This is a genomic window from Arthrobacter sp. P1_B3, from assembly GCF_056406615.1.
In genome coordinates this window covers 20546-43203 of record NZ_JBFTZV010000001.1, presented here as the reverse complement: position 1 = coordinate 43203, position 22658 = coordinate 20546, and the positions used below count along the sequence as shown (strand labels likewise).

Genomic DNA, 22658 nt, shown 5'->3' with positions numbered 1-22658 from the left:
ACGCAAAGGAAAGCTTCCATGATCGAAGCACGAGGCCTGACCAAGGTTTACGGCGACAAGACCGCCGTCGCCGGCGTCAACTTCACCGTCGAAGCCGGCCGGGTCACCGGCTTCCTGGGTCCGAATGGGGCCGGAAAATCCACCACCATGCGCATGATCATGGGACTGGACCGGCCGACGTCGGGCTCAGTGACCGTCAACGGGTCGCCGCTGACCGGGCACGCCGCGCCGCTGCGCGATGTCGGCGCGCTGCTCGACGCCAAGGCCGTCCACACGAGCCGCTCCGCCTACAACCACCTGCTGGCCATGGCCGCGACCCACAGCATCCCCAAGAAGCGGGTCCACGAAGTCATTGAAATGACCGGGCTGGCCGAGGTGGCCCGCAAGAAGGTCGGCGGCTTCTCACTGGGCATGGGCCAGCGGCTGGGCATCGCCGCCGCGCTCCTGGGCGACCCGCAGACCGTCATCCTGGACGAGCCCGTCAACGGTCTCGACCCGGAAGGGGTGGTGTGGGTCCGGAACCTGGTGAAGTATCTGGCCTCCGAGGGCCGCACGGTCTTCCTCTCCAGCCACCTCATGAGTGAAATGGCCGTCACGGCGGACCATCTGATCGTGATTGGCCGCGGGAGGATCATTGCGGACGCCCCGATCCAGGAAATCATCACCGGCAAGGGCCAGGGCCGCACGCGGGTCCGCACAGACCAGCCGGACCGGCTCATGCAGTTGCTGGCCGGAACCGGCGTCTCCGTGGAGGCCCAGGAGCGCGAGCTCCTCGAAGTCACAGGCCTGGACCCGCGGCAGATCGCCACCGCAGCGCTGGAGAACCACGTCATGATCTACGAACTCACCCCGCTGCAGGCCAGCCTCGAGGAGGCCTATATGGAGCTGACCAAGGATGAGGTCGAATACCACTCGCTGATCACCACGGGCGCCGTTCCCGTCGAAGCCGGAGGCAACTAAGCCATGAGCTCCACAACCGTTGAATCCACGCCATCGCCCCGCGGCGCCGAATCCCGCGCGCAGCGGTCCGGAAACGGCAGCAGTTCCGGCCCCGGCCCCAGCTTCCTGCGGGTCCTCAACTCCGAATTCATCAAGTTCCGCACCCTGCTCTCCACGCTGATCCTGCTCGGCTCCACAGTGGTCGTCATGGTCGGGTTCGGGGCCCTTTCGGCCTGGGGGACCGGCCAGTTCTCCGAGGCGGCGGCCCAGGACCCTGAGGTGGCCGCCAGGCTCGCGGCGCAGGGCGGCGACATCGCCGTCAGCGTGCCGACTTCCGGCATCGCGTTTGCCCAGCTGATCCTGGGCTCCCTCGGTGTGCTGCTGATGAGCTCCGAGTTCACCACGGGCATGGCCCGGTCCACGTTCGCGGCAGTGCCCAAACGGATTCCGGCGTTCGCGGCCAAGCTCGTGGTGGTAGTGCTGACCTCCTTCGTCATCACCGGCGCCTCCACCCTGGTGGCCGGGTTGGTGTCGGTGCCGATCCTGGATAACTACGGCCTCGGCCTGGACCTGGGCAGCTCGCAGTCGGTCAAGCTGCTCGTTGTCAACAGCATCTATGTGGCGGCGGTCGCGGCGATCGGCATGGCGCTGGGCACCCTGATCCGCAACTCGGCGGGCGGCATCATGAGCCTGGTCGGCCTGTTCTTCGTGGCGCCCATCGCCTTCCAACTCATTCCGGGCGACTTCTTCGTGGAGGCCCGCAAGTACCTGCCCGGCAACACCGTGGATCCCCTGACCGCCGTGGAGCACGTCCCGGACACGCTCGAGGCCTGGCAGGCCGGCCTGGTGCTGGGCGCCTGGGTTGTGGTCCCGGTGCTCCTGGCCGCCATCCTGCTCAAGAAGCGGGACGTCTAAGCCGGGCCCACAGGCCCAGCGTCTAGGCTCAGAGCATGATCGATGCAGTACCTGTGAGGGACGCGTCGGCCGGACCGGCCGACGCGTCCCTCGCCGAACTCACCGCCCGCCGCCGCGGCCGGCTCCGGCGCTACCTGCTGGCCAATCCGCGAGTCATGGATGTCCTGGTGGTGCTCTGCTACCTGGTCCTGGTCACGCCGACGGCCATCGAGTCGATCCTGCATGGCGACTGGCCGGTGGCCGTCCTGCTCGCCGCGGCCGCGCCCGTCCTGCTCTTCCGGCGGGCCTATCCCGTGCGGGTGGCTGCCGCCGTGGCGGCACTGGAACTGGCCGTCACCTTCCTGCATCCGTGGGGATCCAATGTCTCCGCCGGGCTCTGGTTTTCGCTGTACGCCGTCGCCGTCGTCCGCACGCGGCGGTTCGCCCTTGCAACACTGGCCCTGACCACCGCCCCGCTCCTGCTCCTGTACTTCCTGCTGGCCGTTGGTCCGCTGGACGGGCGGCTCCCGGACATGGCGGTCCGCACGCCGGAGAATTTCCAGCTGCTCACGGGCATCGCGGCGGGCATCGGCATCACGCTCTCCAACGTGATCGCCACGGGGATCGGGATCTCGGTGCGGCAGCGTCGCGAGCACGAGTACGAGATCGCCGCATGGGCCGCCCGGGCCCAGCAGCTCGGTTCGGTCACGGAACGGAACCGGATCGCGCGCGAAATGCACGACGTCGTGGCGCACTCGCTGACGGTCATGATCAGCCTTTCGGACGGCGCCGCCGTCGTGGTCAAGAAGGATCCGGCGCGCGCCGCCGGCGTCCTGGCCGAACTCTCCCGGACGGGACGCACCGCGCTGGCCGACATGCGCCGCGTGCTCGGCGTGCTGCGCGAGGACGCCGCCACAGGACACGCCCCGCGCGAGCCGCTGGTGGCCGGAGGCAGCCTGGCCACACTGCTCGAGGGTTTCCGCACCGCGGGACTGCCGCTGCACTACACGCACACCGGCCCGTCCCTGCCCTCCGATGCGGCGTTCCAGCTGACCGTTTACAGGATTGTGCAGGAGTCGCTGACCAATGTGCTGCGCTACGGCCGTGCGCTCAGCCGCGTGGACGTCAGCATTGTCCGCAACGGTTCCCGCGTCACCATCGAAGTGGTCGACGACGGCAGGGGCACCGTTGACCCCGGCAGTGCCGGGGCCGCCGCGCAGGCGAAGCCCGACTCACTGGATACCTTCGGCACCGGGCATGGAATCGCCGGGATGCGGGAGCGGGCCAGGATTTACGCAGGCACTGTACACGCCGGGCGCACTGGTGAGCGCGGCTGGCGCGTGCACGCGGAACTGAACTGCAATGGCGAGAATGCCACGGATACAGGGGGGAACAATGCTCGACAAAGGACCGGTACGCGTTCTGCTGGTGGATGACCAGCCGCTGCTTCGGATGGGCTTCCGGCTCATCCTGGAGGGCGAAGATGATTTGTGCACCGTGGGCGAGGCATCCAATGGTGCCGAAGCGGTCAGCCACGTCCGGGAGCTCGCGCCCGACGTCGTCCTGATGGACGTGCGGATGCCGGTGCTGGACGGGATCGAGGCCACCCGGGCCATCGCGGCCTCGGATTCGGACGCCAAGATCATCATCCTGACCACCTTTGACCTCGATGAATACGCCTTTGCCGGGCTGCGGGCCGGGGCCTCGGCCTTTCTGCTCAAGGACGTGGCGCCGGCGGAACTGATCAGCGCGGTGCGGGTGGTGGCCAGCGGCGACGCAGTGGTGGCCCCGCGCGTTACGCAGCGGCTGCTGGAGACCTACGTCCGCGGCGCCGGAGCCGGCATGGATCCCGCCGGGGCGGACGGCGGCGGACAGCGCGCCGGCAGCCCGGCACGCCCGGCGAGGGATCCGTTGCTGGCGGACCTGACGCCCCGCGAAAACGAGATGCTCGGGGCGATGGCGGAGGGGCTCTCCAACGCCGAAATCGCGCACAGGTACTTCCTGTCCGAGGCCACCGTCAAGACGCACGTGCGCCGGATCCTGACCAAGCTCCACCTCCGCGACCGTGTCCAGGCCGTCGTGTACGCGTACGAGACCGGCCTCGTGGTGCCGAGCAACGCAGACTACTGACGGGAACGGCCCGCCGGCCGTGGGAGCCGGCTACCGGCGGGTAGGCCTGAAGCAGTGGTTTCAGGCACATTGCCGAGTTGCCTATGAGGCAACTTTAGTTACGCTGATGGCCTCCCTGTTGGGGGATGGCCCGGTCTCGCGGGCCGTCATTTGTGGGACTGCACAAGACGGGGCCTGTGCCGCGCGGTCTAGTGTGAAACGACATTGTGGTCCGCCGCACAGCAGGGATTCGATTCCGTGCCGGCAAAGAGCGGGCCTGAACCCCCACGAAGGACGGCGCTTCCATGCCCGCTGACCAGCAGCTCTCAAAATCCCTGAAACCCAGGCATCTGTCCATGATCGCCATCGCCGGCGTGATCGGCGCCGGACTGTTTGTCGGTTCCGGTGCGGCGATCCAGCAGGCCGGCCCGGGCATCCTGGTTGCCTACGCCGCGGCGGGACTCGTCGTCATCCTCGTGATGCGGATGCTGGGCGAGATGGCTGCGGCCAACCCGGAGACCGGCTCATTCTCCACCTACGCGGACAAGGCCCTGGGCCGCTGGGCCGGGTTCAGCATCGGCTGGCTCTACGCATGGTTCTGGATCATTGTCCTCGGCATCGAGGCCACGGCCGGGGCCGCGATCATGCACCGCTGGGTCCCCGGCATCGACCAGTGGGTGTGGGCGCTTGCCCTGATGGTACTGCTGACGCTGACGAACCTCGGGTCCGTGAAGTCGTACGGCGAGTTCGAGTTCTGGTTCGCTTCCATCAAGGTGGCGGCAATCGTGCTCTTCCTGCTCTTTGGCGCCGCCGCGATCCTCGGCCTCATCCCCGGCGTTCCGGCACCCGGTCTGGACAACCTGATCGGCAACGGCGGGTTCATGCCCAACGGTCCCGGCGCCGTCCTGGCCGGCATCCTCGTGGTCGTGTTCTCGTTCTTCGGCGCGGAGATCGCCACCATCGCCGCCGGTGAATCCGAAAACCCGGTCGACGCCGTCAAGAAGGCCGTGAAGTCCACTGTCTGGCGCATCCTCGTCTTCTACATCGGCTCCATCGCCATTGTGGTCACCCTGCTGCCCTGGAACTCCGCCTCGGTCGCCAAGAGCCCCTATGTTGCGGTCATCGAGCTGTTCGGCATCCCCGGCGCCGGAACCATCATGGACATTGTGGTGCTGACCTCTGTGCTCTCCTGCCTGAACTCGGGCCTCTACACCGCCAGCCGCATGCTGTTCTCGCTCTCCCGCCGCGGCGATGCCCCCAAGTCATGGATGCGGATTTCCAAGCGCGGCGTGCCTTCTTCCGCGGTACTGGCCTCCACGGTGGTCGGCTTCATCACCGTCGGCCTGAACTACATCGCCCCGGACACCGTCTTCCTGTTCCTGGTCAACACTTCCGGCGCTATCGCCCTGTTCGTGTGGCTCGTGATCGCCGCCTCCCAGCTGATCCTGCGCCGCCGCATGGGCGCCGCCGCCAAGGATCTCCAGCTGAAAATGTGGCTCTTCCCGTACCTGACCTGGGTGTCGATCGTCAGCATCGTGGCCCTGCTGATCGGCATGGTGATCCTGGAATCCACGCGGGAATCACTCCTGCTCTCGCTGGCTCTCGCCGCCGTCGTGGTGGGGATCGGGGTCTTCCGCTACCGCAGGAACGGCTCCAAGGCCACCGTTCCCGCAGCAGGTGTCGCCGAGGCTCCTGCCGGGAGCGCCGAAGCTGCTGAGGCCCAGGCTGAAGCTGCCGAGGACGCCACTGTGGCTCGTGCCGAGGACGCCACGGTGGGCGCCCGACCGGGGGCATAGCTTCCAGGACTCGCTCGGCGGCCCCGGACCACCGGACATGCCCTCCCCCGGCGCCAACCAGCGGACATAGTGGCATTATGTCCATGCCTTGGCCCGAGGGGAGGGCATGCCCATGCCTGCCGCGGGGACATGTCCATTCCCCTGGCGGAGGGGAGGGCATGTCCGGCGGTACCGAGAAGGGACATGTCCGATCTTGGCCGTGGTCAGAGAGCCTTTTCTGAGGTCTGAAATCCGGACATGCCCTCCCTCTGCTCCCACGAGTGGACATAGCGCCACCATGTCCACTGCTCGGCCCGAGGGGAGGGCATGCCCATGCCTGCCCCGGGGACATGTCCATTCCCCGGCCCGAAGGGAGGGCATGTCCAGCCGCGGCACAGCCGTTTCACAGGAAGGGACTAGCCAGCCCATAGCGCTGCCGGGTTCGATGGGGTTATGACAAATAGGCCCCAGCCCCCGCACGAGCCGCACCCCAACCATGACCGCGGCCTGGAATTCGATCTCTCCACCCTCGTGAGCCGCCGATCCCTGGGCATGTTCCTCGGCGCGGGCACGGCCGCCGCCCTGGCGGCCTGCACCCCTGGCGGCACCAGCGGCAGTTCGACGTCGGCCCCGGCCGCAGCGACTTCGGCGGCAGCAGCGCCCGCGACAGCAACGACGTCGGCCGCGGCAGCGGCGTCCGCCTCGTCATCGGCCACACCGGCCCTGACCCGTGCGATCGCCGAATGCGGCATTGAAATCCCGCAGGAAACCGCCGGCCCCTACCCCGGTGACGGATCCAACGGGCCCAACGTCCTCGAGGCTTCCGGCGTGGTCCGCCAGGACATGACGTCCAGCTTCGGGACCTCCACCAGTACGGCCGAGGGCATTCCGCTGACCGTCACGCTGACCCTGCTGGACAACGCCAACGGCTGCACCGCGCTGGCCGGCGCCGCCGTTTACGCCTGGCACTGTGACCGCGAGGGCAGATACTCCATGTACGATTCCGGGCTCCAGAACGAGAACTACCTCCGCGGCGTCCAGGAGGCCGACGCCAACGGGCAGGTCACGTTCACGACCATCTACCCCGGCGCCTACAGCGGCCGTTGGCCGCACATCCACTTCGAAGTGTTCGAGTCCATGAACAAGGCGACGGCGGCCGGCCGGGTTCTGGCGGTGTCGCAGATCGCGCTGACCGAGGCAGCCTGCAAGGAGGTCTACGCGTCGGCCGGCTATGAATCCAGTGCACAGAATTTCCCCCGCACCACGCTGAAATCCGACAACGTCTTCGGCAACGACGGCGGTATCTACCAGCTGGCCACGATGAGCGGCTCGGTAGCCGCGGGCTACGCCGCCGGCCTCAACGTCACCGTCTAGGCAAGGCGGCGCCCGGCACGCCCGGCACGCCCGGGGCCCTGTGCGTGCCGGGCTAGACTCGGAGCCATGCCAACACCGAGCACTGCCGTAGAGCACATCCAGGACCTCGGCGCGTACGTCAGCGCGTCGCCGTCGAGCTTCCACGCCGTCCACGAAGCCGCGCGCCGGCTGGAGGCGGCGGGCTTCACGGGCCTGGAAGAACTGCAGGCCTGGCCGGAGCCGCAAGCCGCCGCTGCCGGCAAGTTCTATGTGATCCGCGACGGCGCCCTCATCGCCTGGGTGGTGCCGTCAGGCGCCGGACCGATCACGGGCTTCAACATCCTCGGCGCCCACACGGACTCGCCGTCCTTCAAACTCAAGCCGAAACCCACTACGGGCAAGTTCGGCTGGCTGCAGGCCGGCGTCGAGGTCTACGGCGGGCCCCTCCTGAACTCCTGGCTGGACCGCGAACTCCAGCTCGCCGGCCGGCTCGTCATGCGCGACGGCAGACAGCACCTCACGGCCACAGGCCCGCTGCTGCGCTTCCCGCAGCTCGCCATCCACCTTGACCGGGCCGTAAATGAAGGCCTCGCCCTGGACAAGCAGCAGCACATGAACCCGGTCTTTGGCCTGGGCGATCCCGCCGGCGAGGACCTGCTCGGGCTCCTCGCGGACAGGGTCAGCGATGCCGCGGTGGATCCGGCGCAGATCGGCGGGTACGACGTCGTCATTGCGGACACCCAGGCCCCGGCGGTGTTCGGCGCGCGGGGTGAATTCTTCGCCTCCGGCCGGCTCGACAACCTCTCAGCGACCCATGCCGGACTCACGGCGTTGATCGCGCACGCCGCCACGCCGCTGCCAAACGGTGCGCCGATCGCCGTGCTGGCCGCCTTCGACCATGAGGAAATCGGATCAGCGTCCCGATCCGGCGCGTGCGGGCCCCTCCTCGAAGACGTCCTCGTGCGGATATCCGACGGACTCGGAGCCTCGGCGAGCCAGCGGCGGCAGGCGTTCGCGGCGTCGTTCTGCGTTTCGGCGGACGCCGGCCATGCCGTGCACCCGAACTATCCGGAGCGGCACGATCCCGCCAACCGGCCGGTCCTCAACGGCGGGCCGCTGCTAAAGATCAATGCCAACCAGCGCTACGCGACCGACGCCGCCGGGGCCGCCCTCTGGGCGCGGCTGTGCACGGACGCCGGGATTCCGTACCAGGAATTCGTCTCCAATAACGTGATGCCGTGCGGCTCGACGATCGGTCCGCTGACGGCCACCCGGCTGGGAATCCGGACGGTCGACGTCGGCGTGCCCCTGCTGTCGATGCACTCGGCGCGCGAGCTCTGCGGAGTCCAGGACCCGCACTGGCTGGCCACGGTCACCCGGACGTTTTTCCGGACGGCGGCGTAACCGCGGGTCAATGAGGGGTTGAGGCGCCATGGCCGGCCCTAGACGGCCCTGAACGGGCCTAGCGGCCCTAGACGGTCAGCCCAACCACAAGGTTGAGTGTGGCGGCCAGGATGATGGTCCCGAAAATATACGACAGCAGGCTGTGCTTGAGCGCCTCGGCCCGCACGCCATGGTTTTCCAGGGCGGTGTCAGAGACCTGGTACGTCATTCCCAGGCTCGTGGCCAGGTAGGCGAAATCCGTGTACTGCGGGGGGCCGGCCTGGTTGAAGTTGATCCCGCCAACCGCCGCCCCCGCATGGGCGTCGGTGCTGTAGTAAAGCTCGGCATAGCGCAGCGTGAACAGGGTCTGGACCAGCAGCCAGGACAGCGCCACCGAGGACAGCACCAAAAGCCCGCCGCCGAAGCGCGCCCAGGTGTCGGTGCTGTGCGAATCGATAACGACGGCGGCCACCGCGACGAGGCTCGCCGCATTCGTGGCCAGGATCAGCAGGTCGGTGACGCTGCGGGACGGGTCCTCCGCCGTGGCATGGGCCATGGTTTCGATGGGGTCCAGCCGGCCGATCACCAGCCAGACCCAGATCACGTAGCATGCCGCGGCGCAGGACCAGCCGACCGCCGGGGCCTCCACCCAGTACCCTGCCAGCCCGGTGACCGTCGCAGCGAGCACGCCGACCAGCATCATGACCGCAAAGCGCAGGCGGCTGCGGCGGATCGGTGGGGGCACGGCGGTGGCATCGGTGTCGGTGTCCATTTTCAGATCATGGCACAGAGCGCACGCCGGCTCCCCGACCGCCGGCCGTGCGGCGGTTTTCCACATCAGCGCCCTGCCCAGTTCCGCCCCCGGCAAGCCCGGGCTAGCGTGGCCCCATCAGGAATCGCCGAAACCAGCCCCAATGCACTAAGATATTGAAGTCTGTGCTGCGCCCTGCCACTGTTCCGGCGGCCGGGCATTGCATGACACCGCAAATGAACCTCCTGTTACGGAAATGCCGTAACCGCTTAGCCCAAAGGAGGTGGGTTCACATATGCGTCCTTACGAATTGATGGTAATCATCGACCCCGAGGTCGAAGAGCGTGCCGTTGAGCCGTCGCTTCAGAAGTTCCTGAACGTCATCACCAACGATGGTGGAACCATCGAAAAGGTTGACATCTGGGGCCGTCGTCGCCTGGCTTACGAAATCCAGAAGAAGTCCGAAGGTATCTACGCCGTGGTGAACTTCACCTCTGAGCCGGCTACCGCCAAGGAACTTGACCGCCAGCTGAGTCTCAACGAGACCATCATGCGCACCAAGATCACCCGCCCCGAAGAGCAGAAAGTTGTTGCTGAGTAATTCAGCAGCCAACCTTCAATCTTCATCCCCGCAGGAACGCACAAGGAGGCAGTAGATGGCAGGCGAAACCACTATCACGGTTGTCGGTAACCTCACCAATGACCCCGAACTCAGGTTCACACCGTCCGGTTCGGCCGTAGCGAATTTCACCATCGCGTCTACTCCCCGCACCTTCGACCGGCAGTCCAATGAGTGGAAGGACGGGGAAACCCTGTTCCTCCGCGCGTCGGTCTGGCGCGAAGCAGCCGAAAACGTCGCCGAATCCCTGACCAAGGGCATGCGCGTGATCGTCTCCGGCCGCCTGAAGAGCCGTTCCTACGAAACAAAAGAAGGCGAGAAGCGCACCGTTATCGAGCTTGAGGTCGATGAAATCGGCCCGAGCCTGCGCTACGCCAATGCCAAGGTCAACCGCACCCAGCGCTCCGGCGGTCAGGGTGGACAGGGTGGCTTCGGCGGCGGCAACAGCGGCGGTGGCTTCGGTGGCGGCCAGGGTGCAAACCAGGGCGGCAACACCGGTGGAACATGGGGCGGCAACCAGCCCGCCGCGCAGGAAGACCCGTGGGCCACGCCCGGGGTCAGCAATGCCGGTGGCGGCTGGGGCAACGGCCCGGATTCCGAACCTCCCTTCTAAACAACATCTAAGGTCCGGCAACGAAAACCGCCTGGACGCCGCAAGGCGGCCGGGTGCAGACCGCGCCGGATCACCACCATCCCGTGGATCAATATCCACGGGCTCCATCGAATAGGAGCTCCACGATGGCTAAGGCTGAACTCCGTAAGCCCAAACCAAAGTCCAACCCCTTGAAGGCCGCTGACATCACTGTCATCGACTACAAGGACGTAGCATTGCTGCGCAAGTTCATCTCCGACCGCGGAAAGATCCGCGCCCGTCGCGTCACTGGCGTCACGGTGCAGGAACAGCGCAAGATCGCCCAGGCAATCAAGAACGCCCGCGAAGTTGCTCTGCTGCCTTACTCCGGCGCTGGCCGCGGCTAAGGAAGGGATTAACTAACATGGCAAAGCTCATTCTGACCCACGAAGTAACCGGTCTCGGTGCTGCTGGCGATGTTGTCGAGGTCAAGGACGGTTACGCACGTAACTACCTGCTGCCCCGCAACTTCGCCCTGACCTGGTCCAAGGGTGGCGAGAAGCAGGTTGAGTCCATCAAGGCTGCCCGCGTTGCCCGCGAGCACGCTTCCCTGGAAGACGCTCAGAAGCAGGCCGCTGCACTCTCCGCCAAGCCGGTCAAGCTGATCGTCAAGGCCGGCGCAACCGGTCGCCTGTTCGGCACCGTCAAGCAGGGCGACGTCGCCGACGCTGTTGAGGCCGCTGGCCTGGGCCGCATCGACAAGCGCAAGGTTGAACTGCCGGCACACATCAAGTCGACCGGTTCCTACCAGGCAAACGTCCGTCTGCACGACGACGTTTCCGCTGTGATCGAACTCGACGTAATCGCAGGCAAGTAGCCCTCACCGGCTGCAGTCCTGAACTGCGGGAAGGCCCCCGCCTCCGGTTCCCTCTGAGGGACCGAAGGCGGGGGCCTTCTGCTTTAAAAAACTAGGCGTGGTGCAGCATCGTGGTGACATGCCGGTAGCCGAGCCGGATCAGTTCCGCCAGCACGGCCTCGTCGACGTCGTCGAGCTTGTTGACGTACAGGCAGCCGGCGCCGACCTTGTGCTTGCCCAGCCTGCCGAGCAGTTCGGCGGCCTCCGGTCCGTACGTGAGGCCGTAGAGCGACAGGCTGGATTTCCTGGGGGAGAATCCGACCGCCGCGGCGTCGCCCTCCCGGCCGCTCGCGTACTTGTAGTGGTAGCGGCCGAACCCCACAATTGTCGGACCCCACATCTGCGCCGGTTCCCCCGTGATTCCGGACATCAGCGCCAGCAGGCGGAACCCGTCGCCGCGCCGGCCAGGAACTCCTCCACCGAGGCGCCGGTGGCCTGCGTTTTGTTTTCAGCCATGAGGGCAGTCTGGCAGAGCGCGGCACTCCTGTCAGGCAAGGCGTGTGTCCGGGAATAAATCCAGGCATCCACCGCTTCTAGAGGTAGATGCAAACGCATGTAACAGCGTTGCTACCAGGATTCAACTTAGGAGCACTCCGTGGAAACCCGCCGTATCACCGTTATCTCCGCCGGACTCGGCGTCCCCTCCTCGAGCCGCCTGCTGGCGGACCAGCTGGCGGCGTCGGCTGAACGGCAGCTCGCCGCGGCCGGCTACGCCGTGGACATCGACGTCGTGGAGCTGCGGGACCTGGCCGTGGACATCGCCAACAACTTCGTGACCGGCTACGCGGCTCCGCGGCTGGCCGAAGTGATCGCCGGCGTCGAGGCCTCCGACGGTGTGATCGCCGTCAGCCCTGTGTTCAGCGCCTCCTACAGCGGGCTTTTCAAGTCCTTCATCGACGTGCTCGATCCCAAGGCACTGGAAGGCAAGGCCGTTCTGCTCGGGGCCACCGCCGGCACGGACCGGCACCAGATGGTGCTGGACTTCGCGATGCGGCCGCTCTTCACCTACCTGCGCACCCGGATCGCCGCCACCGCGGTCTTCGCCGGACCGCAGGACTGGGGAAACAACGACGACGACGGCGGCTCGCCGCTCTCGGTGCGCGTGGACCGTGCGGCGGGGGAGTTTGTCGGCCTGCTGCAGGACTCAGGGCCGCAGCAGAAGCCGGCCGCGCTGGAATCCCTGCCGTTTGAGCAGCTGCTCGCCGGGATCACCGGCCAGCGGTAGGCTCTGCACACCGGGCCGCCCGAACCTTTTCGGCGGCCCGCTCGTTGTCCGGGACATGAAGTGTCCCGTGGATTCTATTGACCTGATCATGAGTGAACGCAGCGGTGTGGAGATCGATTACTGCCCCAAATGCAGGGGAGTGTGGCTGGACCGGGGGGAGCTGGACAAGATCATCGACCGTGCGGCGGAGTCCCTGGGCCCGGCAGCAGCCGTCCCCGCCGCGCCGCTGCCGCCGACTGCGCTCCCGCCTGCTGCGTTCCCACCTACGGCGCCTGGCCACATTCCGCCGCCGCTGTACAACTTCGACCCGCGCCGGGATGACCGGCGCCCGGATGACCGCCGCTATGACGACCGCAGGTACGATGAGCGCCGCGACCGTCCGCGCCCAGATCAGTCGCGCCCAGATCAGTCGCGGTATGAGCAGCCGCGTTACGACGACCGCCGCCGTCCCAAGAAAAAGGAAAGCTGGCTGGGGGACCTGTTCGATTTCTAGGCCTGGGAAACTACCTGCCAGCGCGGAACCTACCGGGTAGGACCAGCGGGATGGATGAACGGGGCCCGGGCCCTATGGCTCTCAGTCGCCCAGCAATGCAATAAATTCCCTGGCCTGCTTCATGGAAATATCCGAGTGGCGGGTCAGGGCTGTCGCTGCGGCCTCGGTGTCGCCGCTCTTGGCCAGGGTGCGGATCCTCCCGTAGATCTCATCATTGAGCATGTTGCTGCTCACCTCGCGTGTGACATCACCCTTGCTGGCGATCGCCCGGTAGCGGTACGCGAACCGCTGCGGCACGTCGTCCTCGTCCGGAACGGCCTCCGGCGCGGGCTCCGGGGCGCGGAACGGCTGGGGGTGCGCCGCCAGCGCCGCGACGGCGTCGCGGGACGCCCGCAGGCCCTCGCCTGTGGCCTCGAGGTACACCTTGATGGCGGCCATCGCCTGCCCCTGCGCGATCAGAGCGTATAGCCGCCGGTGCTGCTCCTGGGTGAGCCTGGCGGCCGCCGCACGCGCCAGCTCCGCCGAGCCGGGGTCCTGCTGTGGCATGGGTGCCGGCCTGGAGCGTTCGCCGCGGCGGCTCCAGGCGCGGACCGCGATCAGCACGCCGGCGGCCACGAGCACCAGGATCAGTACGGGAATGAGCAGGGAGTCCATGTGCTACAGCCGTTCTACGTAATTCTTTGCGGTCTTGAAGTCCGAGTGGGTCGACTGCCGCAGGAGCCGGGCGGCCTTCGTCTTCTGGCCGTCGCGGGCCAGTGACTGGAGTTGCAGGAGGAGTTGGGGACTCAGGTGTCCGACGGCGAGCAGGGCGTCCTCGTGGCCGTGGCGGCTCCGCGAGGGGGCGGAGCCGATCTTGGCCAGCAGGGCGGAGCGGGCATTGTCGGCCTGCTGCGTCTGCTGCTGGGAGTTCTGGCTGGGGCGCGTGGTGGCTTCAACCCGGGCGCGGGCAGCCTCGGCAGCCTGGACCTGTGCCGCGTAGTGGGCCAGGGACTTTACCGCCAGTTCCCGCTGATAGCGCTCGGCGTCGGAGATGCCGAAATTCCGCGGCTTCAGGGCTGTGGTCACCGCCCACAGCACCGCCGCCAGAATGAGGGCAGGCAACATGACTATCAGTACATCGCCCATGTTTAGAGCTTATGCCAGATTGCGGTTATCCACAGCATGTTCCGCACCGCGCGTACAGTGCGCTGCGGCTGGCGTCAATTCGGTGCGGCGGCATGAGTCCGGTCACAAAATGTGCACATTGGGCGGCAAATGTGGCCTCCGGCGCCGCAGTGTATCCCCAGCTGCAAGGTGCAGGCTGTGGATGAAGCTTGGCGAAAAATGTTTTGTGTCCACAAGATGAATCCAATGTTTCCGCAGGTCAAGTACGGATTTCGGGCTTAACTTTCTTTCTATCCACAGCTCTACCCACAGACTGTGCACAAGCATCTGGCACTAGTGCACAGGTTATCCACAGGGGAGCGGGGCTGCCGGGTTGGTGCCTGACCGATCGGCGGATAACGTTGCAGGATATCGGGCCTGGGAAGCGGAAATCCTGCGGTAGCCAGGTGATGCCAACCGGGGCCCCGTCCCCGGATCCCGGTGGCACACAAGCCGCACCAACGCTGTGGATAACGGCGGTGTCGGATCGGCGCGAACTGTCGGAGCTGACTGATAAGAATTGAGCGGCCGGCATGTGCCGGGCTTTGCCGCTGGGCATCACAGCATCGGGAATCACAGCAGTTGGGCAACACGGCTGTTGGGCATCACGGCTGTTGGGCATCACGGCTGTTGGGCATCAAGGCGCAGGGCATTAAGGCACTGGGCACACGCGCTGCGGCGAACGGATATCCGCCACGGCACACAATGAAGGACGGCAGTTTTGTCAGTTACGCATCTGGACTCAGTCGAGGGTACGCGGGGAGGCGAGGGCAGCCGCAAGCCCCCGCAGGACATCCCCGCGGAGCAGTCAGTCCTGGGCGGCATGATGCTGTCCAAGGACGCCATCGCCGACGTCGTCGAGATCCTGCGTGGCCAGGACTTCTACCGTCCGGCCCACGAAACCATTTACGAGGCCATCATCGACCTCTACGGCCGGGGCGAACCGGCTGACGCCGTGACGGTCTCGGACGAGCTGACCAAGCGCGGCGAAATCAACAGGATCGGCGGCCCCGCCTACCTGCACGAACTCATCCAGACCGTCCCCACGGCCGCGAACGCCGGTTATTACGCCGAAATCGTGGGCGAACGCGCGGTCCTGCGCCGCCTCGTCAATGCCGGCACCAAGATTGTCCAGCTCGGCTACGGACAGGACGGCGAGGTCGAAGACCTGGTCAACCAGGCCCAGGCCGAGGTCTACGCCGTCGCCGAACGCCGGACCGCCGAGGACTATGTGGTCCTCAAGGACGTCATGGAATCCACCGTTGACGAGATCGAGGCCTCGGGCCACCGGGGCGAGGGCATGGTGGGCGTCCCCACCGGCTTCTATGAGCTCGACGAACTGACCCACGGCCTGCATCCGGGCCAGATGATCGTTATCGCCGCCCGCCCGGCAGTCGGCAAATCCACGTTCGCGCTGGACTTCGCCCGCTCGGCAGCCATCAAGAACAACCTCGCAACCGTCATGTTTTCCCTCGAAATGGGCCGCAACGAGATCGCCATGCGCCTGCTGTCCGCCGAGGCAACCATTGGTCTCCAGGACCTCCGCAAGGGCACCATCAAAGACGAGCAGTGGTCCAAGATCGCCACCACCATGGGCCGCATGAACGATGCCCCGCTGTTCATCGATGACAGCCCCAACATGTCGCTGATGGAAATCCGGGCCAAATGCCGGCGCCTGAAGCAGCAGCATGATCTCAAGCTCGTGATCCTGGACTACCTGCAGCTCATGAGCTCGGGCAAGAAGGTGGAATCCCGCCAGCAGGAAGTCTCCGAGTTCTCCCGCGCCCTCAAGCTCCTGGCCAAGGAACTCCAGGTGCCGGTGATCGCGCTGTCGCAGCTGAACCGTGGCTCCGAGCAGCGCCAGGACAAGCGGCCCATGGTCTCGGACCTGCGCGAATCCGGCTCAATCGAGCAGGATGCCGACATGGTGATTCTGCTGCACCGCGAAGACGTCTATGACAAGGAGTCCCCCCGCGCCGGCGAGGCGGACATCCTGATCGCCAAGCACCGTAACGGCCCCACAAAGGACATTGTGGTGGCCTTCCAGGGCCACTACTCGCGGTTTGCCAACATGGCGGCCGACGCCGGCGGTGGCGGCGGCTTCTAGCCGGCCCTAGGCCCCGCCTGCCGCGAGCAGGTGGTTGGGCAGCCGGTTTCCCGGCGCCCGGCCGCGGATTTCCAGCAGTTCGCGGGCATGGGCGTGGAGCCGGACGTCTTCCCCGGACACCGGTACCCACTGCGGAATCGGGACCGAGGTGCCGGTCTCGTCGCGGGCGACCATGACTGTCAGGCAGTAGGTGGTGAGGTTCAGCTCGCGCCCCTTGGGATCTCCGGACCGGACATGGACAGCGATGTGCATGCCCTTGGTGCCGGTGTAGACCAGCCGGGCCTCGACCTCCACGACGTGGCCGATCAGCAGCGGCCGGTAGAACCGCACGCCGCCGGAGAACACGGCCACGGTGTCCTTCCCGCAGTAGCGGGACGCGCAGACGTAAGCGGCCTCGTCGATCCACTTCATGACGATGCCGCCGTGGACCTTGCCGCCCCAGTTCACGTCCGTGGGCGCCGCCATGAACCGCAGCACCACCCGCTCGGCCGTGCCGGCGTCGGTATATTCCTGTCCGCTCATGGCCTGGACGATGTCCTCGCGGACCTTGATCCGGGCCAGAGCGTCGTCCCGCTGCTCGATTTCTTCCGGCGTCACGGGTTCAAACTGAGGCACCGGGATGGGCTTGCCGTCTGCGCCCACTGCCACGAAGATCACGATGCACTGGCTGCGCATGGTGGCAGCTCCGCCCTTGGGGTCCCCTGAGGACACCACGGTGCGGATATGCATCGAAGAGCGCCCGGTGTACACGATCGTGGCCTCGACCTCCACCATGTCGCCGCTGTTGACCGGGTCCGCGAAGTGGATGTTTCCCACGTAGGCCGTCACGCAGTACGACTTTGCCCAGCCGACGGCGGCGGCATAGGCCGCCTTGTCCACCCACTCGAGCACGGTGCCGGCGTCGACCGAGCCACTGTGGCCGACATCGGTGGGGGCCGCCAGGAAGCGCAGGGTCACGGAATTGGGCGCGTTCTCGCTCATGCTGCGAGTTTACTGAAAGGCCCGGCAGGAGCCGCCGGCAGGCGACACAATCGCTGTCCGGGACGCCATAACCGGGACAGTGTCAGGCGGTGGCACGAACGACGGCGGGCAGTCACCAAGGGTGACTGCCCGCCGTCGTTCGCTGATTGCCTTTGGCGAAGCCTTAGGCGAGGACGCTGAGCTTCGAGTTGCTGCGGCCGAAGAGGGCCCGGTCAGCGGAGAGCTTGCCCGCGCCGACAAGGGCCACGGCCAGGGCGGCGGCGGCCAGGATCAGGACCAGCTCGTAGCCGCCGGTGGCGACAAAGACGCCGGCGGAGGCGTGGACCAGGAACAGGGCGCCGAGCATGTCCAGCGCAAGGAGGGCGGCGAAGACCCGGGTGAGGACGCCCAGGATCAGTGCGACCCCGCCGACGAGTTCGAGGGTGGCGACGAAGGGGGCCACCGCCTGGGCTGCCGGGACGCCCATCTGGGAGAAAGCCGCCTGGGTGCCGGCGATGGTGAATTCGTTGAACTTCTGCCAGCCGTGGGCGGCGAACAGGAAGCCCGTGATGACGCGCAGGATGGTCCGGGCGGAGGTGGTCAGTGCGGGCTGGTTCATTACGTGCCTTTTCTAGAGTCTGGGTGCTGCGGCGGGCGGGCCGCAGCAGCGCAAAAGTTGTATGTTCAACTCTTATGGTTCCGTCATTTACTTGAAATGTCAACCAAATGACGTTCTGTGGCTATTCTTGTGCCCGGCTAGGGTTAAGCCGTGCATCCTTCCCCGCCGCTGTCCACGACCCTGCCGCCGGCTACAGGGCACCGGCGGGAAATCCTGCGCCTGGCCGTGCCGGCCTTCGGCGCGCTGATCGCCGAGCCGTTGTTCCTGCTCGCGGATTCGGCAATTGTGGGCCATCTCGGCGTGGCCGAGCTGGCCGGCGTGGGGCTGGCATCGGCGGTCCTTCACACGGCAGTTGGACTCATGGTGTTCCTGGCATACTCCACGACGCCGGCCGTGGCGCGGGCCATCGGCAACGGCCAGCTGGCGAAAGCCCTCGCCGTTGGACGCGACGGCGTCTGGCTGGCGCTCCTGCTGGGATTCGTCCTGGCGGCCGCCGGGTTCCTGGCCGCCGGGCCGCTCCTGGACCTGATGGGCGCCCGCGGTGAGGTGCATGGGTTTGCCGTGGACTACCTGCGCGGGTCCATGCCGGGCCTCGTGGCGATGCTGCTCATCTTCGCGGGCACCGGGGTGCTGCGCGGACTCCAGGACACCCGGACCCCGCTGATCGTCGCCGCCGCCGGTTTCACACTGAACATCGCGCTGAACCTGGTCCTCGTCTACGGGATGGGCTGGTCCGTGACCGGCTCGGCCGTGGGCACGAGCATCGCGCAGTGGGCCATGGCAACCGTCTATGTGCTGATCGTCCGGCGCAACGCCCGCAACAACGGGGTGTCCCTGCGGCCGGACTGGCGCGGCATCCGGGCCCTGACCAGGGTGGGCTCCTGGCTGATGCTGCGCACGCTCAGCCTTCGCATCGCGATTCTCGCCACGGTGGTGGTGGTCACCGCCCAGGGTCCCGTCAATCTCGCCGCGCACCAACTGGCCATGACCATCTTCACGTTCTTCGCCTTCGCGCTGGACGCCCTCGCGATCGCCGCCCAGGCCCTGATCGGCAAGGAACTCGGTGCGGCCCGGCCGGTGGCGGCACGCGCGCTGACGCGCACCATGACGCGGTGGGGGCTCGGCTTCGGCGCACTGACCGGGATCCTCCTGGCTGCCGCGGCGCCATGGGCAGGCGCCCTCTTCACGTCCGACGCCGACGTCCGGGCGGCGCTGACCCTCGCCCTTTGGGTGCTCGCCGCCGGGCAGCCGCTGGCCGGTTACGTCTTTGTCCTCGACGGCGTCCTCATCGGCGCGGGCGACGCCCGCTATCTGGCGATCGCCGGCGTCGTCAATCTCGCGGCCTACCTGCCGCTGCTGCTGGCCGTCGGGTATTCCGGCGCCGGCGCCGGCGCGGGATTGCTCTGGCTGTGGGCCGCCTTCTCCCTGGGCTACATGGCGGCGCGGGCGCTGACGCTCGGCCTCCGGGCCCGGACGGAGAAGTGGATGGTCCTCGGCGCGCGCTGAGTGCGCTGAGCAGGAACCGCGGGCGGGCGCACTGAGCCGGCCCGGCCAGCAGACGCGCGGGCAGTGGCGGCTTCGCACTAAACTGGACGGGTGACTCTTCCCGCAGCGCCTGACGCGACCCCTGCCATCCGCGCCGCGGCCGACCTCTGGAAGCCCGTGCTTCTCAGGGCGGCCGTTGCGCTCGTGTTTGGTGCCGTGACCGTGTTCTGGGCCGCGCCGTCCGAGGCCGGCATGGGCTGGGCCGGCGGCCTCTACCTGCTGGCCACCGGTGTGGTCATGATCTGGGGCCTGCCCAAGACCGGGTTCCGCCCCCGGGAAGGCGCCGGCAGGATCCTCTCCGCCGGCGGAGCAGCCCTGGCCGGAGCCGGCGCGGCCGTGGCCCTGATCCCCGCCCCACTCGTCTTCGGAACGATCGCGGCCCTTGGCCTGGGCGTGGCCGGCGCCGCGGAACTGTCCGCGGGCATTCTCGCCCGCGGCCGGTCCGTACTGGCCCGCGACTGGATCGCCTCCGGCGTGATCGGGCTGGGCACCGCGATCGCGCTGCCGTTCTTCATCGGCCTCGGCCCGCACGCACTCCTCGGCGTTGCGGGCGGCGGGGCCATCATCAGCGGCGTCCTGTGGATGCTGTCCGGCCTGACCCTGCGGCATGATGCTCCGGGCGATTCCGCGGAGGCCGTAAACTAGTACCGACAGGTTCTACCCGGCGTAGAACAATTGCGGTAACAAGACAGCCACGCTTCCCCGCGCGGGCTGCAGGAGGAAAACACCTTGGCACAGCAGAAACCCGGAGCGCCCCGCAGCCTGCGGAACTCGGTCAAGGGGCCGCTCATGTTCTCCGCGTTCTGGGCCGTGGTGATGTTCTTTGGCGTCCTGATCTTCGCCTCGGGCGGCAGCGCCCGCTCACCCCGGTTCGACCTCGCGTTCATCGGCGCCGGGATCGCCTTCATTGTGATCCTGGTGGTGGCCGCCATGCTCGCGATGAGCCACAAGGACAACCCCGAGGACCTGGGCAAGGGCTCCGGCGTCAACCTCAGTTCCAAGCACCCGTCCTCCGGCCACGGCGGCCCGTCAGCGCGGCCCCGCCCCGAGGCCGGCCCCGGCGATTCCCGTGATGGCGGCCCGCAGGCCTAACACCACAGGCCTCACAGCGCAGGCCTGACGGCGCAGTTTTAACAGAAGGCCACGGCCCGCGGCCGTCGCCGTCAGGACGCGGCTTTCCGGGCCCGGTACGCGGCCACGTGGGCGCGGTTGGCACAGTTGCCCGTGTCGCAGTAGCGCTTCGAGCGGTTGCGGCTCAGATCCAGCACGACGGCGTCGCAGTCGTCCGCGGCGCACACCAGCAGGCGGTCCATTTCCTTGCTGCGGATCACGTCAACGATCGCCATGGCCGCCTCCGTACTCATCCGGTCGGCCAGCGGAGCCTCCGGGGTGGTGGCGTGCAAGTGCCAGTCCCACGGAACATGCTTGACCAGCTGGGGCAGCGCCCTGGCCTCCCGGAGCAACCGGTTCACGGTCTCGGCGGCAGTGGCCTCGTCCGCCAGCCAGAGCTCGGCGAGCTCGCCGCGCAGGTACCGCACGCTTGCCAGCTCGGCCTCATCCCGGGTCCGGGAACCGGTGAAGCCCTCGGCCTCCAGGAAGTCGTCCAGATCCTTGGCGGTGGCCAGATGTTCCTCACCGTTGGCCGCCGTGTTGATGAGGTTGACCACAGAACGCAGGGCAACTTCCGTGTCAGGGGCAAAAACCATCTTGACTCCTTACCTTGTCCGGGCGTAATGTCATGAGCATAACCCTATTTTACTCCTGACAGGAGATTGCCGTGTCTGCCCCCCAACGCCCCGTCGCCGCCCCGGTACGAGACCTTGCCGCCCAGCGGCCTGCCTCCGAACCGGGCAGCGCCGCGCAGGGCGCGAGCCAGGGTGCCACACAGGCTGCCAATCGGACCGGAGCGGCATCAGGCTTCATGGCCTCCGGCCTGGGCGTCGCCCTGTTTTCGTCCGCGGTGTTCGGGCTCTCCGGATCATTCGCCAAGGCGCTCCTGGAAACGGGCTGGACACCCGGCGCGGCCGTCACGGCCCGGCTCACGGGCGCGGCCCTGATTCTGGCCATCCCCGCCATTCCCGCCCTGCGCGGGCGGTGGCACCAGCTCCGGGACAACTGGCTGACCGTCGTGCTGTTTGGATTCATCGGCGTCGCGGCATGCCAGCTGTTTTACTTCAACGCAGTGTCCCGGCTCTCGGTCGGCGTCGCCCTGCTGCTGGAGTACCTCGCGCCGGTCCTGATCGTGCTCTGGCTGTGGGCCGTCAGCCGGAAACGGCCGCGGCCACTGACCATTGCCGGCACGCTCCTGTCCCTCGGCGGGCTGGTCCTGGTCCTGGACCTCACGGGAGCCGTGAAGGTCGACTTCATCGGCGTGCTGTGGGGGATCGCGGCCGCCGTCTGCCTCGCCATCTACTTCTTCATCACCGCCAAGGAAAACGACACCCTCCCGCCCATCGTCCTGGCCTCCGGCGGGCTCATGGTGGGCGCCATTGTCATGTGGCTGACCGCGGCAACCGGGCTGCTGCCGATGGCCTTCAGCACCGCCGACACCCGCCTGGGACCCTGGGTCACCCCGTGGTGGGTGGCGCTGGGCGGCCTCGTCGTCCTGGCCACGGTGGTGGCGTACGTGTCCGGAATTGTCGCCGCGCGGGCGCTCGGGTCGAAAGTCGCGTCCTTTGTCTCGCTCACCGAAGTGCTGTTCGCCGTCATCTGGGCGTGGCTGCTGCTGGGCGAACTGCCCGGACCCATCCAGCTCCTGGGCGGGCTCCTGATCGTCGGGGGCGTGGTCCTGGTCCGTCTGGACGAGCTCCGGGCACCGGCCGGCACCGGTGCGGCGGCACTGGATCACGCGAACGACTGCGAGCCCGTGCCGTAAGCCACCACCAGCGTTACCTCTCAGGTGCCTGCCGGGTGCCAGCATTCACGCCGGGGTCCTCGTTCCCGGGCCCGAAGGCACCTAGCATGGAGATATGTGCCGAAACATCCGGACCCTCCACAATTTTGAGCCCCACGCGACCACCGCCGAGGTGGAGGCCGCAGCGCTGCAATACGTGCGCAAGATCAGTGGCAGCACGAAGCCGTCCAAAGCCAACGAAGAGGCCTTCAACCGGGCTGTGCATGAGGTTGCCCACGCGACGCAGCACCTGCTCGACTCCCTCGTGACCCACGCCCCCGCAAAGGACCGCGGGGAGGAAGCCGCCAAGGCCAAAGCCCGCGCTGCCGTCCGCTACGGCGCGGCCTGAGGCAGTGGCGCCAG

General features: G+C 67.3%; 25 protein-coding genes and 1 pseudogene. 19 read left to right on the top strand and 7 right to left on the bottom strand.

Features of this window, described 5'->3' with window-relative positions; all coding sequences use genetic code 11:
• Nucleotides 1–18 precede the first annotated feature (18 nt).
• From AC1D2F_RS00235 to AC1D2F_RS00205, 7 genes are all read left to right on the top strand, one after another.
• Nucleotides 19–960 carry an ABC transporter ATP-binding protein gene (locus AC1D2F_RS00235; protein WP_229991881.1) on the top strand — a complete coding sequence of 314 codons (942 nt, stop codon included), beginning with the start codon at nucleotides 19–21 and terminating at the stop codon, nucleotides 958–960.
• A 3-nt stretch (nucleotides 961–963) separates the two neighbouring features.
• Nucleotides 964–1854, top strand: a complete 891-nt coding sequence (locus AC1D2F_RS00230) for an ABC transporter permease (protein ID WP_476965974.1) — start codon at nucleotides 964–966, stop codon at nucleotides 1852–1854.
• Nucleotides 1855–1889: 35 nt separating this feature from the next.
• On the top strand, nucleotides 1890–3269 hold the full coding sequence (locus tag AC1D2F_RS00225; RefSeq protein WP_476965973.1) for a sensor histidine kinase: 1380 nt from the start codon (nucleotides 1890–1892) through the stop codon (nucleotides 3267–3269).
• Nucleotides 3229–3963, top strand: a complete 735-nt coding sequence (locus AC1D2F_RS00220) for a response regulator (RefSeq protein WP_476965972.1) — start codon at nucleotides 3229–3231, stop codon at nucleotides 3961–3963. Before AC1D2F_RS00225 ends, AC1D2F_RS00220 begins: the two co-directional genes overlap by 41 nt.
• Nucleotides 3964–4247: 284 nt before the next feature.
• Nucleotides 4248–5738, top strand: a complete 1491-nt coding sequence (locus AC1D2F_RS00215; RefSeq protein ID WP_476965971.1) for an amino acid permease — start codon at nucleotides 4248–4250, stop codon at nucleotides 5736–5738.
• Between the two features lie 432 nt (nucleotides 5739–6170).
• Nucleotides 6171–7091 carry an intradiol ring-cleavage dioxygenase gene (locus AC1D2F_RS00210; protein ID WP_476965970.1) on the top strand — a complete coding sequence of 307 codons (921 nt, stop codon included), beginning with the start codon at nucleotides 6171–6173 and terminating at the stop codon, nucleotides 7089–7091.
• Between the two features lie 66 nt (nucleotides 7092–7157).
• Nucleotides 7158–8474, top strand: coding sequence for a M18 family aminopeptidase (locus AC1D2F_RS00205; protein WP_476965969.1), 1317 nt, complete (start codon nucleotides 7158–7160; stop codon nucleotides 8472–8474).
• 67 nt (nucleotides 8475–8541) lie between these two features.
• Here AC1D2F_RS00205 and AC1D2F_RS00200 read toward each other — a convergent pair whose 3' ends face one another.
• The gene (locus AC1D2F_RS00200) at nucleotides 8542–9225 is read right to left on the bottom strand and encodes a DUF1345 domain-containing protein (protein WP_229991888.1); all 684 of its coding nucleotides are present in this window, start codon (nucleotides 9223–9225) and stop codon (nucleotides 8542–8544) included.
• 274 nt (nucleotides 9226–9499) lie between these two features.
• Between AC1D2F_RS00200 and rpsF the strand changes: the two genes are divergently transcribed.
• From rpsF to rplI, 4 genes are all read left to right on the top strand, one after another.
• Nucleotides 9500–9805 carry a 30S ribosomal protein S6 gene (gene rpsF, locus AC1D2F_RS00195; protein ID WP_090582123.1) on the top strand — a complete coding sequence of 102 codons (306 nt, stop codon included), beginning with the start codon at nucleotides 9500–9502 and terminating at the stop codon, nucleotides 9803–9805.
• Between the two features lie 55 nt (nucleotides 9806–9860).
• Nucleotides 9861–10436, top strand: coding sequence for a single-stranded DNA-binding protein (locus AC1D2F_RS00190; RefSeq protein ID WP_229991889.1), 576 nt, complete (start codon nucleotides 9861–9863; stop codon nucleotides 10434–10436).
• 125 nt (nucleotides 10437–10561) lie between these two features.
• Nucleotides 10562–10801: a 30S ribosomal protein S18 gene (gene rpsR / locus AC1D2F_RS00185; RefSeq protein ID WP_003800144.1), complete on the top strand. Its 240-nt coding sequence runs from the start codon at nucleotides 10562–10564 to the stop codon at nucleotides 10799–10801.
• Between the two features lie 17 nt (nucleotides 10802–10818).
• Nucleotides 10819–11271: a 50S ribosomal protein L9 gene (rplI, locus tag AC1D2F_RS00180; protein WP_229991890.1), complete on the top strand. Its 453-nt coding sequence runs from the start codon at nucleotides 10819–10821 to the stop codon at nucleotides 11269–11271.
• 91 nt (nucleotides 11272–11362) lie between these two features.
• Here rplI and AC1D2F_RS00175 read toward each other — a convergent pair.
• Nucleotides 11363–11766, bottom strand: a pseudogene (locus AC1D2F_RS00175) (DUF1801 domain-containing protein).
• Nucleotides 11767–11905: 139 nt separating this feature from the next.
• Between AC1D2F_RS00175 and AC1D2F_RS00170 the strand changes: the two are divergent.
• Nucleotides 11906–12535: an FMN reductase gene (locus AC1D2F_RS00170; RefSeq protein ID WP_476965968.1), complete on the top strand. Its 630-nt coding sequence runs from the start codon at nucleotides 11906–11908 to the stop codon at nucleotides 12533–12535.
• Nucleotides 12536–12602: 67 nt separating this feature from the next.
• On the top strand, nucleotides 12603–13028 hold the full coding sequence (locus AC1D2F_RS00165) for a TFIIB-type zinc ribbon-containing protein (protein ID WP_229991893.1): 426 nt from the start codon (nucleotides 12603–12605) through the stop codon (nucleotides 13026–13028).
• An 81-nt stretch (nucleotides 13029–13109) separates the two neighbouring features.
• On the opposite strand, the gene AC1D2F_RS00160 is transcribed toward AC1D2F_RS00165, so the two are convergent.
• Entirely contained in the window at nucleotides 13110–13682 is a 573-nt protein-coding gene (locus tag AC1D2F_RS00160; protein ID WP_476965967.1) for a hypothetical protein, read from the bottom strand.
• A 3-nt stretch (nucleotides 13683–13685) separates the two neighbouring features.
• Nucleotides 13686–14153 carry a hypothetical protein gene (locus AC1D2F_RS00155; RefSeq protein ID WP_229991895.1) on the bottom strand — a complete coding sequence of 156 codons (468 nt, stop codon included), beginning with the start codon at nucleotides 14151–14153 and terminating at the stop codon, nucleotides 13686–13688.
• 739 nt (nucleotides 14154–14892) lie between these two features.
• On the opposite strand from AC1D2F_RS00155, the gene dnaB reads away from it, so the two are divergent.
• The gene (dnaB, locus tag AC1D2F_RS00150; protein WP_091560661.1) at nucleotides 14893–16278 is read left to right on the top strand and encodes a replicative DNA helicase; all 1386 of its coding nucleotides are present in this window, start codon (nucleotides 14893–14895) and stop codon (nucleotides 16276–16278) included.
• Nucleotides 16279–16284: 6 nt separating this feature from the next.
• Here the strand turns inward: dnaB and AC1D2F_RS00145 are convergent, their stop codons facing one another.
• Nucleotides 16285–17259, bottom strand: a complete 975-nt coding sequence (locus tag AC1D2F_RS00145) for an acyl-CoA thioesterase (protein ID WP_229991896.1) — start codon at nucleotides 17257–17259, stop codon at nucleotides 16285–16287.
• Between the two features lie 163 nt (nucleotides 17260–17422).
• On the bottom strand, nucleotides 17423–17857 hold the full coding sequence (locus AC1D2F_RS00140; protein WP_229991897.1) for a DoxX family protein: 435 nt from the start codon (nucleotides 17855–17857) through the stop codon (nucleotides 17423–17425).
• Between the two features lie 150 nt (nucleotides 17858–18007).
• Between AC1D2F_RS00140 and AC1D2F_RS00135 the strand changes: the two genes are divergently transcribed.
• The 3 genes from AC1D2F_RS00135 (at nucleotide 18008) to AC1D2F_RS00125 (ending at nucleotide 20494) form a co-directional block, all read left to right on the top strand.
• Nucleotides 18008–19363, top strand: a complete 1356-nt coding sequence (locus tag AC1D2F_RS00135) for an MATE family efflux transporter (RefSeq protein ID WP_229991898.1) — start codon at nucleotides 18008–18010, stop codon at nucleotides 19361–19363.
• A 90-nt stretch (nucleotides 19364–19453) separates the two neighbouring features.
• A complete protein-coding gene (locus AC1D2F_RS00130; RefSeq protein ID WP_229991899.1) occupies nucleotides 19454–20047 on the top strand; it encodes a hypothetical protein in 594 nt (197 codons plus the stop codon).
• An 84-nt stretch (nucleotides 20048–20131) separates the two neighbouring features.
• Nucleotides 20132–20494, top strand: coding sequence for a hypothetical protein (locus tag AC1D2F_RS00125; protein ID WP_229991900.1), 363 nt, complete (start codon nucleotides 20132–20134; stop codon nucleotides 20492–20494).
• A 71-nt stretch (nucleotides 20495–20565) separates the two neighbouring features.
• Here the strand turns inward: AC1D2F_RS00125 and AC1D2F_RS00120 are convergent, their stop codons facing one another.
• On the bottom strand, nucleotides 20566–21108 hold the full coding sequence (locus AC1D2F_RS00120) for a CGNR zinc finger domain-containing protein (protein WP_229991901.1): 543 nt from the start codon (nucleotides 21106–21108) through the stop codon (nucleotides 20566–20568).
• 215 nt (nucleotides 21109–21323) lie between these two features.
• Here AC1D2F_RS00120 and AC1D2F_RS00115 point away from each other — a divergent pair, with 215 nt between their 5' ends.
• A complete protein-coding gene (locus AC1D2F_RS00115; RefSeq protein WP_229991990.1) occupies nucleotides 21324–22277 on the top strand; it encodes an EamA family transporter in 954 nt (317 codons plus the stop codon).
• 94 nt (nucleotides 22278–22371) lie between these two features.
• Nucleotides 22372–22644 (top strand): DUF2277 domain-containing protein, encoded by a 273-nt coding sequence (locus AC1D2F_RS00110; protein ID WP_229991902.1) that lies wholly within the window; start codon nucleotides 22372–22374, stop codon nucleotides 22642–22644.
• Nucleotides 22645–22658: the final 14 nt, after the last annotated feature.